The organism is Streptomyces sp. NPDC052064 (genome assembly GCF_055585925.1).
Window position 1 is genome coordinate 1 of sequence record NZ_JBVJJE010000014.1, and the last position, 13,749, is coordinate 13,749.

Sequence of the window (13,749 nt, forward strand, 5' to 3'; positions counted from 1 at the left end):
TACGAACGCAAAGCCGAGCACTTCCTCGCCTTCACCAGCATCGCCTGCACCCTCATCTGCTACCGCCGACTCACCAAATGAGATGGTGTCTAAGAAGTCGGTTTCTCTCGTGAGGGAGCCCAGACATCATGGTCGTCGGTAGGTTCACATGCGAGAGGACGAGTGCGGCGGGTGTCTGGAGACGGGCAGACAGATCTGACGGAGCTGTGGCCGCAGCGTTGGCCCAGTTGCCCTCCAGTCGGGTACAAGCTCCGCGACCCGTATCGGGATGTCTGGGTACGTTTTCACAGCCTGCCGGAGTCGAAGCGGTATGCGGAGGACGAGAGCGAGTACACCATCGTCCTGGAGCGTTACAACACCGTCCTCGATGAGTTGTTCGCTGATGCGGACGTCTATGTCATCACTCCGCTCTGGACGACCGAAGCCGAGGTTCCGTCAGTGGAACCCAGAACGGGGTATTGGCAGAGCCTGCTGGTGGAGGACGATCCTGACCCTGAGTTCCGCACGTACTGCCACCTCTTTGCCGTCCGCCGGCCCTGGCAGCGCGGCTGTATCGACGACCTGCTCCGAGATGCCGCCGACGACAAGGTGGCGGGAATCCTCATCACCGACACCCGCATGCAGCGCATCCACCACCCCTACGACGGTGGCGCCGACGTCTTCCTCGCCACACCCGACGAGCGGGACCAGATGCGCGATCGGCACGCCGACTGGCTTTCCAGTCATCCCTCGGGTCTCTGACCGGCTCGGATCGCCGCCCCGCTCAGGACGGTCTTCACCGCAAGTACCGGGTTTGAGAGGCTCCACGAGTTCCCTGGTGGCGACGGCCACGAGGCGGGCGGGTGCATCACCCTCCAGCAACGCGCTCACGTACTCGAGGCCTCCGCAGGCGAAAGCACAGGTTATCCAGGGTCCGATCAGAGCATCAGGTGTGTTGACCGAACTAACTCATGTGTTATCGCAGGTCAGTTGGGGTTTCTGCTAGCTTCCCGCCATGCCCGGTGAACAGCGTCCCGGAAGGGATCTGAAGAACTTCGTCCTGCCCGAAATAGGCAAGTTGCTAGAGACGGGAGATCCCTGGGAGCCGTACCAGGTGCTGGACCCGTTCGGAAGGCCGATCGAGCCGGCCGCGGTGTACCTCAAGGATTTGATGGCAGGGGACAGTTCGCCGCTGACACCGCGCTCGTACGGCATGGATCTGTTGCGCTGGTGGCGCTACCTGTGGGCATTTGAAATCGAGTGGGATCGCGCGGTTCGGGAGGATGCCCGGGACTTCATGCTGTGGATGAGGCTGGCGGACAAGCCGGTGCGCGTTCACTGGCGCCACCGCGGCAAGGACCCCGCCGAGATACCTCAGCCCTCTCGGGCCGGCAGGCCGGCGCCGGGAACGCCGAATCCGGTGACCGGGAAGCCCACCGTCGGCAAGAAGTACGCGCCGAACACCCGGGCACACTGCGAGACAGTACTGCGGTCGTTCTACGACTTCCACCTGGATCGAAACACTGGATCGCTGCTGGTCAACCCCTTCCCCCTCGTCCGCAATCGGCGCTCGGCGCGAGCCAACGCGCACCACAACCCCGAGAAGGAACACAAGCAGCAGCACACCGGCCTCTATCGGCCCAAGGTCCCCAAGCGGATCCCGCGCCGTATCCCCGACGAGAAGTTCACCGAGGTCTTCGCAGGTCTCCGCTCGCATCGCGACCGGGCCCTGCTGGCCTTCTGGGTCGCCACCGGTGCTCGCGCCGAGGAACTGCTCACGGCCAAGCAGCGCGATGCGGTCGTCGGCCAGCAGACCATCGGCGTGATCCGAAAGGGTACGCGCGACTACCAGGAGTTGCCCGCCACGCCCGACGCGTTCGTCTGGCTGCGGCTCTACCAAGAGGAAGCCTGGAAGAAGGGCGTTCCTCGCGGCCGTTCGCAGCCGCTGTGGTGGACTCTGCGCCGCCCTTGGCGACCGTTGGAGTACGACGCGGCTCGCATGATGTTCAACCGCGCCAATGAGCTCCTAGGCGCCAATTGGACCCTTCACGACCTGCGGCACACCGCGACTTTCTTGATGCTCGACGACCCGAGCATGCCGCCGGTCTACGTCCAGCACATCCTCGGCCATAAGCATCTGTCCACCTTGGACATCTACAACCGACCCACCAGGGACGACGTGATCTCGGCAGGTCTCGCACACCATGCCCGCCAGGAGCACAAGCGCAACAACCCGCCTCCGGCCCCGCCCGCACCGGCCTACAACCGCGACTCCCTCGACATCCTCTTCGGCGGGAGGCCCAGGTGACGACTACAGCTGTCCCTCTCATCTCCCCGCATGCCCGGGCTGCGAGGAGCCTGGCTGGCGGAGAGATCGACGCCTATCTGCAGAAGTTTCCCCCACGTAGCCCGGGAACCGACTGGGCCACTACGCGATCTACCGGCGCCGAGGTTCTCCACAGGCTGGAGCAGCCGCCGTTCAAGAACGGCAAGGACTCCACCCACTCAATGCGTACCGTCGGTGCGCGTCTGCTGCTGCGATGGCTGGAAACCTTCGAGGGGGAAACCTGGCAGCAACGCTGGAACGCCAGCCCGGGAGCCGCCACCTCGGTCGGCTGGACCGAGGCACCCCTTGCCTGGGGGATCGCCCACGGCAGGAAACCGCAGAAGGCAGGGCTCGGTTCCGGGCTGCTGGCACTGGTCTGCGCTGATGTCATCCGCCCGAGCATGGCGTGGCTCGCCAGCAGCCTGTCGCCCCACCTGCGCGAAGCCATCGAAGCCGCCCGCGATCCCAGGGGATTTACCGAACTGCGTAACGTCCGCATGCCCGGACAGCCGGACCAGCGTCGCACCTCGAAGGCGCTCAAGGCTCTGGCCCGCATCCTGGCGGCGAAGGGCGGCGGCATCGTGGTCGGCGATGTCCTCGAACTGCTGTTGGAGGCCACGCCGAACTCCACAAGCCATACTCGACTCGCCTACGCCCTGCTCCAGAGCCGCGGCCAGTTTCCCCCTGACGCACCCAAGACCCTGCGCAGCATCGAGAAGCGTGCCGGACAGGTGAGCCCGGCCCAGCTCGTCGACCGATTCGACCTGAAGTGCAAGCCGATCCGTGACCTGCTCGTCAGCTACCTGACCGAACGGCAGCCCTCAATCGACTACGTCACGTTGATGAACCTGTCCGGGAATCTGGCCGGCTACTTCTGGGCCGACCTGGAGCGGCACCACCCAGGGATCGACAGCCTTCACCTTGCCCCGGAGGTGCGCGACGCCTGGAAGGCCCGAATCGCGGTCAAGACCGCCAGGCACCGCCTGCCGGACGGCACGGTCGCGACGACAACGGAGCCACGCATTGGAGCCTTGATGATCAGGATGGCGGTGCGGGGCTTCTACCTGGACATCGCCGAATGGGCTCTGGACGAGCCCGAACGCTGGGGACCGTGGGCCGGCCCCGACCCCAGTGACCGAAGCCGACTGCTCCGCCAAGAAGGCCGCGCAGGAGGTCCGCGCCAGATCCGACGCCCGCACCCGGGAGAGGCTGCCAGTCCTGCCCGCGCTGGTGCAGGCAGCTGCCCGTCGGCTGAAAGAAGCCCGGGAGCGCCTGGAGGCACTGGAAGCGGCTGACCTGGGAGCCACCATCACGGTGCAGGGCGAGAGCTTCACCCTGCCCCGATCCACCGAGCGAGCCGACGGCAAACCTTCAAAGGTCGTTGACGCCACAGGAACACAGCACGACTTCCGAACAGAGGAAAAGCTGGCCTTCTACGGCTGGGCAACCGTGGAGATCCTCCGGCATACCGGGATGCGCATCGAAGAACTCAAGGAACTCGGCCACCACAGCATCATCAGCTACAAGCTGCCGACCACCGGAGAAGTGATCCCGCTCCTGCAGATCGCCCCGTCCAAGACGGATCAAGAACGCCTCCTGCTGGTCAGCCCGGAGCTCGCCGACGTTCTCAGCGCCGTGATCAGCCGAGTTCGCGGCCGGGATGGCAGGGTGCCGAGCATCCCATCCTACGACCTGCACGAGAAGCTCTGGAACCCTCCCATGCCGCTGCTCTACCAGTGGCCTGTGGGCGGTGAGAACAGGGCGATCTCCATTGCCACGATCCGCCAGTCGCTCAACACACTGCTGGCCGACACCGGCATCACCGACGCCAGCGGACAGCCGCTGACCTTCCAGCCGCACGACTTCCGCCGAATCTTCATCACCGACGCCATTCTTAACGGCTTGCCTCCGCACATCGCGCAGGTCATCGCAGGTCACGACAGCATCAACACCACGATGGGCTATGCGGCGATCTATCCCGCAGACGCCATCGAAGCCCACCGAGCCTTCATCGCCCGCCGTCGCGGCCTTCGACCCGCCGCGGAGTACCGGGCGGTGACCGACGAGGAGTGGCAGGAGTTCCTCGGGCACTTCGAGCGGCGCAAGCTGGCCCTGGGGCAGTGCGGCCGAGCATACGGAAGCAACTGCGTGCACGAACACGCATGTGTTCGATGCCCGGTACTGATCGTGGGGCCAGGCGAGCGGCCCCGCCTGGAAGAGATCCGCGAGAACCTCCACGCCAGGATCACAGAGGCCAAACGCGAAGGATGGCTGGGCGACGTCGAGCAGCTGACCGTCAGCCTCGCGGCCACCGAGGACAAGATCGTCCAGATTGACGCCAATGAGCGACGAAGGAACTCACCGGTGCTCCTCGGCATGCCACCGATCAGCCAACTCGTAGTTCGGGACGCCGAGAACCGGGACAAGACAGACTGACACGGAAGGCTGGCTCGGCGAGGTCGAAGGTCTCCGGGTCAGCCTGGCTGGCGCCGAGGAGAAGCTCCGCCAGCTCGATCAGGGCCACGGACAGCACACGGCCGTAGACCTTGGCATGCCCACTACGCGTGGTGATCGATGAACCCACGGAGGTGGAGTGCCGCACGGCCCTCGACCAGGATCGAGAACATGTGCAAAGAAGCGTGCGTCAAACGCCCTTCAGAACACGATCAAGTGCCGCCCGGCCTGCAGGTCCCCAGTGCGGCTTGCCGCCGGGAAGGCCCCGATCTCCGTTCTGCCCCATGAGCATCAGGAAGAGGCTCTTCATAGCGGCCAGCCCGCGGGCGCGCCGGATCGCCGCCTCGTCTACATGCGCGTACATGTCGAAGAACCGTGAGGCCGTGCCCGCGGGTAGCAGCACCCATGCGGAGGCGAGGTCCCAGGCCGGGTCGCCGGCGAACAGGGCACCGAAGTCGACGATGCCCGAGAGCGTTCCGTCCGAGACGACGACGTTCGCGGGATGAAGGTCACCATGCACCCATACCGGCGGGCCAGCCCACTCAGGGGCCGCGACGGCATCGTCCCAGACGGCCCGGGTGTCGGCAGCGATGTCGTCGGGGGCAACGGCCTGGAAGAAGTTCTCGAAGCCGCCGGTGCACTTCTTGGGGTGAGCACCGAAGTCCGAGCTGATCGGCGCCTCGGCGGGCGCCTCCACATGGAGCGCCCGGAGGAAGCCCGCCAACGTGTCGGCCGCGTGGTCGCCGCGGCTGATCGAGCCGTGGTCCAGCGGCTCGCCGGGAACCCACGTCATCACGGTCCAGTGCTTGGGGAAGCGCGCGGACGGTTCACCGAACCGCACCGGGGTCGGCACCGGGAGCGGCAGGCGCGGGGCCAGGACGGGTAGCCACCGCCGCTCCTTGAGCTGGAGCTCCGGGGTGGGGTCCATGCGCTGCATGCGCACGGCCAACTCGTCCCCGAGGCGCCACATTTGGTTGCCCCAGCCGCCCGCCACCTCACGGATGGCCAGCCCCGCAAGGTCCGGATGCTGCTCCTGCAGCAGGTCGCGGACCAGGTCTGCGGTGATCTCGATCTCGGTGTCGGTCATGCGAAGTCACAGTACTGAGGCGGCGGTCGAAGCGGCTCTCGCTCTCCGGAACATCGTGTCACCAGCCGCAAACGGCATCAGTCCTTGGGACCGGCAGGCCGAGGCCACCCGGTCATGACAGCCCCCAGCCGCCCGGCGGCATTCCACTCCGGCCCGCGATCCAATCCGGGCGGGGGCAGAACCGGTCCTCATATCCCGAGCCCCGCTGCAACCGTGGCTCTCCGAGCCTTGTCTCCGCCTTCATGACAGCCAACCGACGGCCGCGATCGGCCCCAGATGCCCGGGAGCTGCGCCTGTGGAAGGTCGGCCGGGCTCTGACCATTACCTTCGTCGCCGCAGTCCTGGTCGCGGGAGGTATCTTCTACAGCTTGGTGGTCCTTCTGGACTTCCAGGGGATCGACCGCACCACGAAGCTCGACGCGAAGACGCTCTTCGACTTGGTGAAGCTCTCCTTCGGGGTGGTCGCCGGGGCCGGTGCGCTCGTCGCCCTGGTCGTGGCCTACCGGCGCCAGCGCGTCGACGAGGCCGCCGCCCACCGCGAGGCCACCCGGCTTCACACCGAGCGTTTCTCCCAGGCCGTTGACAAGCTCGGCTCGGACTCGCCGGCCGTCAGGCTCGGTGGCGTCCACGCCCTGGCCGGCCTCGCCGACGACGCCCCCACACAGGACCTGCGTCAGACCTGCATCGACGTCCTGTGCGCCTACCTCCGCCTGCCGTTCCCTGCCGATCCCGGCGATCTGCCCGACCCCATGCCCGACAGCACCACAGCCACCGATGAACAACGCGACGCCCACCAAGACAAGAAAGACCGCTACCACGCACTTCGCGAGGTGCGACACACGATCTTGCGCCTTATCGGAGAGCACTACCGCATCCCTGAGGGCGATCACCGCTCCTGGCACGGCTGCAACCTCGATCTCACCGGGCTCACCATCGACGGCAACATGGACTTCACCGGTGCGGTGTTCTCCGGCGGCCGCGTGGACTTCACCGGTGCGACGTTCTCCGGCGGCACCGTGTACTTCGCCGACGCGACGTTCTCCGGCGGCCGCGTGGACTTCGACGGCGCAACGTTCTCCGGCGGCACCGTGGACTTCGCCCGCGCGACGTTCTCTGACGGCACCGTGGACTTCGCCCGCGCGACGTTCTCCGGCGGCCGCGTGGCCTTCGGCGGCGCGACGTTCTCCGGCGGCATCCTGTACTTCGCCGACGCGACGTTCTCCGGCGGCACCCTGTACTTCGGCGGCGCGACGTTCTCCGGCGGCATCCTGTACCTCAGCAACGCGACGTTCTCCGACGGCCTCGTGGACTTCGACCACGCGACGTTCTCCGGCGGCACCCTGTACTTCGGCGGCGCAACGTTCTCCGGCGGCATCCTGTACTTCGACCACGCGACGTACTCCGGCGGCCGCATTGACTTCGAGGTAACGAATGGCCCTGTTCCGGTGGGGCTCCTCACGGCAGTCGGTACTCCGGTGCCATCTGAGGTCCGCCTGCGCGCCGAGTGGCTTCCTCCTGGTCCATAAACGTGAGGGAGCAAAAGACGGTCGTCGCACCCGGTAGCCGATCCAGATCCGCTGAATCGCCCACGCGGGTGCGAACTCACCCACACTGGTGACGCCATGTTCAATCACCGCCACTTACGGCTGGTGACACGGTTCTTACCGGCACCCGAACCGGAACATCAACTTCTTAGTTCGGAGAAGGCATGCGAGGTATGAGGCAGTTTCCCTACGTGCCTAACGGCTATCCGATGGGTCGTCAGGCACGTTGGCTGCGTGAGGGAAGTCCCGGTCATGGGGGGTTCGGTGCGACGGCCTGAGCCAGGTCTGCGGTGAGATCCGGTTTCTCCCGGCGCCACTTTGCGCAGTCGGCCTCCCAGTCGGCCCGGGTGCGCTGGAGCGCTTGGTGAACGCGCTCGGCCGGCACTCCGAAGATGGCCTCGTGTGCCGGGTTCCCGTACTCGTACGGCCCGTAGACCGGGGGCCTGCTCACGCCGTTGACCATCGAACCGCGCTGGCCCATGGGGCGGGTGGTGGCCTGCAGCGAGCGCTACCCGAAGCTGCTGATGGGGCAGGAAACCACCCCCGACGGAGATGGCGTTCGCCGGGGGTGGTTTCCTGCTCGTTCCGGGTGAGGCCGTTTCACATGTTCATCGGGAGGATCTGTGCGTTCGGCGCTGGTATGGCTCGTACGGCTGTGCTCGCTCGCGGCGTGGGTCGCGGCCGGCGTCGCCTGCACGTGGCTGTTGGGGGCCACCGCCATGGCCCGGCCCTGGCACGAACCCTTCGTGTGGGGTGCCGTCGCCGTAGGGTGTGCGGTGGTGCGGGTTGTGGCGCTGTGGGTGCTGCGCGGCGAGCCCAAGGGCGACGGGTTCACGGACGAGTTCTGGGTCAAGCTTCGCACCGGTGTCCTCTGGGTCCTCGTCGCGTTCTCCTCCGCCGTGTTCGCCGTCGCTCTCCTTACCTCGTCCAACGCGGGCGACAAGCTCGACGCCCTGCGAGACGCGGGCGCGGAGGTGAGCACCGCGGCGGTCGTGGAACGGCAGTCGACACGACAGGAGTTGAGCGACGGCGTCGTGAAGGGATACGCGTCCCGGCTCGTGGTCTCCGTGCCCGGCGGTGCCGAACGGCTCACCGTGCGCGGTGCTTTCACGCACGACAAGCCCGGCAAAGGAACCGAGGTCGACGTCCTGTGGGCCCGGTCGGACCCCGGTCTCGGCGGTTACGTCAATGAGAGCAAGGACCTGCCCACGCTGGCCGAGAACCGCTGGAAGGCCTTCCAGGACGACGAGTTGGGCATGGGCTCGTTGATCGCCTTCATCGTCGTCGCGCTCATCGGCGCGATCCTGACCCCGGTGTTCGCCCTCGTGCCCGACGCCGACGACCTTCAGGAGGTGGCCTGGTCGGCGCCGTTCCAGACCGTGCGCACGGCGCTGACCGTGCTGGTGTTCTGGGGCTGGAGTCCCCTGATGCTGGGGAGCCAGCCGAGCCTTCCGCAGATGCTCGTCGCCGTCGGCAGCTCCTGCCTCGTCCTGCTGGGGTACGTCGCCACCTCGCTCCGCGGCTTCGGCTGACGTACGACGACGCCCTTGCGAATGAGGCGAGCCCACCAGTACCACCCCGAAGACATGAGTCTCACGTGCCGCCGACTACTTGCCTCACGTGCCAGAAGCGCAGTAACCCATGTTGAGCTGCAAAGAAGAGTTGACAACCCTAGATAACGGGCGCAGCCTCTGGCGCGATGTCCGCACAGCATGCATGCGTCCGCGCGTAGGCGCGATTTCGCGGAGCACATCGTGCAGATCGTCCACCGCGGTGCGAACCGGCGGCCCACGTATACGGGCTCGGCAGTCGTCCTCCCACGCCCCGGTCATCGCGGAGACGACGCCGACCTGATGCAGTCCCCCGTCGACACGTTCGACCAGGTACGGCCCGTTGCCCGCCGGCATGAACTCCGGATCCCGAGTGCGCACGAACCTCTCGGACGTCCAGTACGCCTCCGCAACATCGGCCTTCCTCCCGAAGCCGGGCGATGCGCGGCCTTGCTTGACCTCTGCACACAGATGCCCGCAGCCGTCCTTCAGCGCCTGCTTGGGATCATCCCATCGGCTGCCGCGCGATGGGCGGCCGGGTCCGTTAGGACGACCAACGCGGCGGAGGTGACCCGCCGATCCTGAGAAATCACGTGAAGAGCATTGAGAAGAAGTCTTTGCATAGATACCTTCTCATCATGCCTGAATCACGACCACGCGTGCTGTCTGACATCGACGCACTCAAGGCCCTCGCTCACCCGCTGCGCCAACAACTGGTGACCTGGCTTCAGCGCCATGGTCCGGCTACGTCCGCCGACCTGGCCGCAGAGTTCGGTGAGGACCGCGGCGCGACCAGCTATCACCTGCGGCAACTGGCCCGGTTCGGGTTCATCGAAGAGGACACGGACCGCTCATCCGGGCGTCGCAAGTACTGGCGAGCCATCCCACAGGACGTGCGGCTGCCGCGCCGACCGACGGAACCCGAGGTTGCTCTCGCCGCCGAGGAAATCGGCCGGCAATGGATGGAGCGTGCTGATCGTGACCTGACCGCCTACCTGTCCAACAGAGAAACGTTCGGCGAGTTTGCAGTCAGCGCCATGCACTCCTTCGGCAGCACCATGCTCACCGCTGAGGAACTGGCCGAGTTCGGTGAGGAGTACATCGCCTTCCTCAAACGCTGGGACCGGGAACCCGGTCAGGCGCCCCCCGGCGGTCGGCACATCTCCGTGGTGTTCCATGCCTTCCCCACCCCTGACAGCGGGGACGCATCGTGACCGCCCCGACCGCCGAAGGAACCACCGAACGACCCTCGTTATGGCGCAACCGCGAGTTCGTCGCTCTGTGGAGCGGTCAGGTCGTCTCGACCCTGGGCGCCCAGATCAGCGGGACGGCGATGCCGCTGCTCGTGCTTGCGACCACTGGATCGCCCTCCGACGCCGGGATCGTCGGAGCCGCTGGCACGCTCCCCTTCCTCATCGCTCACCTGCCGGCCGGAGCGCTGGTGGACCGGTGGGACCGCCGCAAGATCCTGCTGATCAGCGAACTCGTCGCGGGACTGGCACTCTCCACCGTCCCGATTGCCATGTGGTGGGGCAAACTCACGGTCACGCACCTCGCCGTGATCGCCTTCGTGCAGGGACTGTGCTTCGTCTTCTTCGGGCTGGCCGAGCGCGCCGCACTCCCGAAGATCGTCCCCATCGCACTCCTGTCCACTGCAGTGGCCCATAACGAGGCCAGGAGCCGCGGTGCGGCTCTGGCAGGTCCTCCCCTGGGCGGCATGCTTTTCGGCATCGACCGCGCCATGCCATTCCTGGCCGACGCGGTCTCCTACATCGTTGCCTCCATCGTGCTGCTGTTCATCCGAAGCGACCTGCAGAACCAGACAAAGCCTCCCTCGGAGCCTCTGTGGCAGGCGACCACCGCAGGTTTGCGCTGGGTCTGGCGCCACCCCCTCATCCGCGCAGCGATCCTGTTGATCGCCGTCAGCAACCTGGTCTTCCAGGCCCTCGTATTGATCCTGGTCGTCCTCGCCCAGCGCCAGGGCGCCACATCCACCACCATCGGGATGATGCTCGGCATCTACAGCGGTGGCGGTCTCATCGGCGCACTCGCGGCGAGCAGGCTCCATCGTCACTTCAAGCCCAAGACCGTCATCCTTGGCGTCAATTGGATCTGGGCTGCGCTTCTGCCTCTGTTCGCACTCACGTCGAGCCCTCTGCTGATAGGTGCTATCGGTGCTGCCAGCGCGTTCATCGGACCGTTGTGGAACGTTGTGATCATCACCTGCACAACCGTCCTGGTTCCCAACGAGCTACTGGGCCGTGTCACCAGCGCGGCCATGACCCTGTCCTGGGGGGTCATGCCGCTGGGCTCCCTCGGTGCCGGATACCTGCTCACCATCATCGGACCCATCGGCTCCGTGTTCGTGCTTGCCACGGTGATGCTTGTTACCGCGGTCATCGCCAGCGTCAGTCCGGCTGTCCGTCATGCCCCGCCGATCCCCGCGCACGACAAGTCGGCCTAACCTCGACCGCCAACTGCGGAGTCCGCCGCCCGGTGCCTGGCTCTATTCCGCACCCTCGAATATCCGAACCTGCCGATACTCCTGGAGAAGCTCGCCAACAAGACCGGCAAAACCAACTTCTACAAGCTCGCCGACTTCGGCATGAACGGCGCCTTCCCCCTCGACTCCGCCTGGCACCACGGCCGGAAGACGGTCGCCGCCCTCATCGCCACCACCGAGGCCACCACCCAATGACCATCCGGTCCCGCACCCGCCTGGACCGCGTGCGCGCCTCGTTCGGCATCACCCAGCCCGCCCTCCAGCAGATCGAGGACGACCTGAACGCCGTCGGCAGCGACCGCCTGGAGCTCGCCGCGATCCTGCGCGGGCTCCAGGAGGACATCGACGTCCCCGGCGGCCTCTTCCCGGTGCTCGCGCAACTGGTCAGCACCGCCGCACGCCGAGCGGGGCAAATCGAGCCCGACCGCGACGCCTCCTGCCCGCTGCATGAGGCCGCCGCCCTGATCACCGACAACGCCGGGCAGCGCCTGAACTGGGCTGTCCGCGCCCTGGGCTCGCAAGGAGACGACGCCTGACCTCGGTGCTGTACCAGGACCTGCCGGATGTTGGTAGGTGCGGCTATGGGGACCTGCGGAATTCGTGGCAGTCCTGCCATCTGATGAGACCAGCCATCTCGGCGGGTCAGGGACGGCTGCCATCGGCCCGGAAGCCTATGCCAATGTGCTCTCGGGAGGGCCGACTTAGGATCACGGGGTTGACCAGTCGCTTGTCATGCCAAAGGAGCTCTTATGGCCGGGCTTGTCCGGCAGCAAGACATTGATGCGGATGTGGGGTATCACGGCTTCGGGTTTCAGGAGTCCGATGACGGTGATCTGCCCGTCCCGTTCCCTGACGACTTCATGCGGGGCTTGTTCCTGAACGCCTTCCCGGGGCGTCTCGACATCTACAGTGGCGGCCACACGCACACCGCTGCGGTCACCGTGGAGGTGTGGGACGGGGAGCCGCCCATGCAGGATTCTTCGCGGTGGGACGAGCAGGCTGAGGCCGACTTCGAGTCGACCAGTGGTGAAGTGGCTGTGTGGTCCATGGGCTTGGGGCGCGCCGATGACGTGATCACGCTTGCCGACTCGGGGGGCTTCTGGCGGGTGCGGGTGAACTGTGCTGGGCGCAGGGAGGCTGCGGCATTGTCGGAGCAGGAGGGTACGGGCGTCGGCGTGGAGAAGTACCTTGTGCAGTTCTGGCCCGCGACGGCCTGAACACGTCAGGGTGGGGGCACCGACCGCTCGGCACCCCCGCCGTCGGCACGTCAGGAGACGATCTTCACGATGAAGCCGTCTTCCATTCCGTCGATGATCCGGTTCTTGGCGTAGAAGCTGATGGGCAGGTTGCCGCCCGCACCGTTGTCTTCCTCTGCGATCGGTTTCACGGAGAAGTTGAACTTCTTCGCGTCCGCGTCGTAGTCGTGATCCGCGGCGCCCTCATAGGTGGTGGCGAAGGGGTACTCGTCGCACTCCCCAGTGCCACCGTGCGTGTAGTTGGCGCCCCAGTATCGCTTGCACTGCTTGACCGCCGCCTTGCGGTTGTCGTCCTTGCGATTCTTGTTGACCGTTCGGTGCGGCGGCTGGTCGGGCGTCAGACCAGGCACCTTCTTCGCCGACATGTACGGCTTCGTGTCCGCCGGCTTCGTGAAGGCCGTCTTGATGTGCTCAAGGTACTTCGCGGCGTCCCAGCGCGGCGGCAGGAAGAACCGGTCGCCCTTGAGATCGCCGGTGAGCGTGACGTTGGGTGGCGGTGCGATGGTGATGGACGGCTGGTAGATCGCGGAGATCAGGTCTGTGGTGCCGCCACTGCCCTGCCCTGGCCTGGCGTTGATGGTTTCGTTGAACGCGCGCAGCACCTTGAGTTCGGCGAAGGTCTTCGTTCCTGGCATGCTGCCGCCCCGGGTGTAGCGAACCGTGGACGGCCAACTGTTGGGAATCTTCCCCTTGGTATCGATCTTCATCGCGGGTGCCTCGGTGGTGCCCTGCGATTCCATCTCGGTGAAGTTGTACTTGAAGTTGATCGTGCGGCTGTTCTTGGCGATCGTTCCTACGCCCCGGACGTTGAACATGCTCACGCCGGAGGGCCTGCCGTTGACGAGCCAGGTCTGTACGAACGAAGCACCCGAACAGGCCGCGAACCGGGACGAGCAGTAGAAATTGTTGGTGGTTCCCAGCCCTTCTTGCACTCGCCGAGCGTCATCGTTCGGGCCGGTTCCGGAGCCGCGATCACGGGTGCCGTCGCGGCGGTTGAAACGACAGGTGCGGTGCGGGAGGGCTGGGTCGCCAGTCGCGCGTACGACGCCG

General features: G+C 66.2%; 13 protein-coding genes. 10 read left to right on the forward strand and 3 right to left on the reverse strand.

Going from position 1 to position 13,749, the window contains the following annotated elements; all coding sequences use genetic code 11:
* Window positions 1-171: 171 nt before the first annotated feature.
* The 4 genes from ACZ6TU_RS32115 (at window position 172) to ACZ6TU_RS32130 (ending at window position 4,741) form a co-directional block, all read left to right on the forward strand.
* Window positions 172-741, forward strand: a complete 570-nt coding sequence (locus ACZ6TU_RS32115) for a DUF3885 domain-containing protein (protein WP_467678653.1) — start codon at window positions 172-174, stop codon at window positions 739-741.
* 253 nt (window positions 742-994) lie between these two features.
* The gene (locus tag ACZ6TU_RS32120) at window positions 995-2,287 is read left to right on the forward strand and encodes a tyrosine-type recombinase/integrase (protein ID WP_467678651.1); all 1,293 of its coding nucleotides are present in this window, start codon (window positions 995-997) and stop codon (window positions 2,285-2,287) included.
* 200 nt (window positions 2,288-2,487) lie between these two features.
* Window positions 2,488-3,600, forward strand: coding sequence for a hypothetical protein (locus tag ACZ6TU_RS32125; RefSeq protein ID WP_467678650.1), 1,113 nt, complete (start codon window positions 2,488-2,490; stop codon window positions 3,598-3,600).
* 19 nt (window positions 3,601-3,619) lie between these two features.
* Window positions 3,620-4,741 (forward strand): tyrosine-type recombinase/integrase, encoded by a 1,122-nt coding sequence (locus ACZ6TU_RS32130; protein ID WP_469552623.1) that lies wholly within the window; start codon window positions 3,620-3,622, stop codon window positions 4,739-4,741.
* A 208-nt stretch (window positions 4,742-4,949) separates the two neighbouring features.
* Here ACZ6TU_RS32130 and ACZ6TU_RS32135 read toward each other — a convergent pair whose 3' ends face one another.
* On the reverse strand, window positions 4,950-5,846 hold the full coding sequence (locus ACZ6TU_RS32135) for an aminoglycoside phosphotransferase family protein (protein ID WP_467678646.1): 897 nt from the start codon (window positions 5,844-5,846) through the stop codon (window positions 4,950-4,952).
* 242 nt (window positions 5,847-6,088) lie between these two features.
* Between ACZ6TU_RS32135 and ACZ6TU_RS32140 the strand changes: the two genes are divergently transcribed.
* Complete coding sequence (locus ACZ6TU_RS32140) at window positions 6,089-7,372, forward strand: pentapeptide repeat-containing protein (protein ID WP_469552476.1); 1,284 nt, start codon at window positions 6,089-6,091, stop codon at window positions 7,370-7,372.
* Window positions 7,373-7,640: 268 nt separating this feature from the next.
* On the opposite strand, the gene ACZ6TU_RS32145 is transcribed toward ACZ6TU_RS32140, so the two are convergent.
* Window positions 7,641-7,841 carry a hypothetical protein gene (locus ACZ6TU_RS32145; protein WP_467678642.1) on the reverse strand — a complete coding sequence of 67 codons (201 nt, stop codon included), beginning with the start codon at window positions 7,839-7,841 and terminating at the stop codon, window positions 7,641-7,643.
* A gap of 172 nt (window positions 7,842-8,013) precedes the next feature.
* Between ACZ6TU_RS32145 and ACZ6TU_RS32150 the strand changes: the two genes are divergently transcribed.
* The 5 genes from ACZ6TU_RS32150 (at window position 8,014) to ACZ6TU_RS32170 (ending at window position 12,660) form a co-directional block, all read left to right on the forward strand.
* Entirely contained in the window at window positions 8,014-8,922 is a 909-nt protein-coding gene (locus ACZ6TU_RS32150; protein ID WP_467678640.1) for a hypothetical protein, read from the forward strand.
* A gap of 611 nt (window positions 8,923-9,533) precedes the next feature.
* Entirely contained in the window at window positions 9,534-10,154 is a 621-nt protein-coding gene (locus ACZ6TU_RS32155) for an ArsR/SmtB family transcription factor (RefSeq protein WP_467678638.1), read from the forward strand.
* Window positions 10,151-11,404, forward strand: a complete 1,254-nt coding sequence (locus ACZ6TU_RS32160) for an MFS transporter (RefSeq protein WP_467678637.1) — start codon at window positions 10,151-10,153, stop codon at window positions 11,402-11,404. The genes ACZ6TU_RS32155 and ACZ6TU_RS32160 overlap by 4 nt, the downstream gene beginning before the upstream one ends.
* A gap of 230 nt (window positions 11,405-11,634) precedes the next feature.
* A complete protein-coding gene (locus ACZ6TU_RS32165; RefSeq protein WP_467678635.1) occupies window positions 11,635-11,979 on the forward strand; it encodes a hypothetical protein in 345 nt (114 codons plus the stop codon).
* Between the two features lie 213 nt (window positions 11,980-12,192).
* Window positions 12,193-12,660 (forward strand): hypothetical protein, encoded by a 468-nt coding sequence (locus ACZ6TU_RS32170; protein ID WP_467678633.1) that lies wholly within the window; start codon window positions 12,193-12,195, stop codon window positions 12,658-12,660.
* A gap of 50 nt (window positions 12,661-12,710) precedes the next feature.
* Here ACZ6TU_RS32170 and ACZ6TU_RS32175 read toward each other — a convergent pair whose 3' ends face one another.
* Entirely contained in the window at window positions 12,711-13,631 is a 921-nt protein-coding gene (locus ACZ6TU_RS32175; protein WP_467678632.1) for a NucA/NucB deoxyribonuclease domain-containing protein, read from the reverse strand.
* Between the last annotated feature and the right edge of the window lie 118 nt (window positions 13,632-13,749).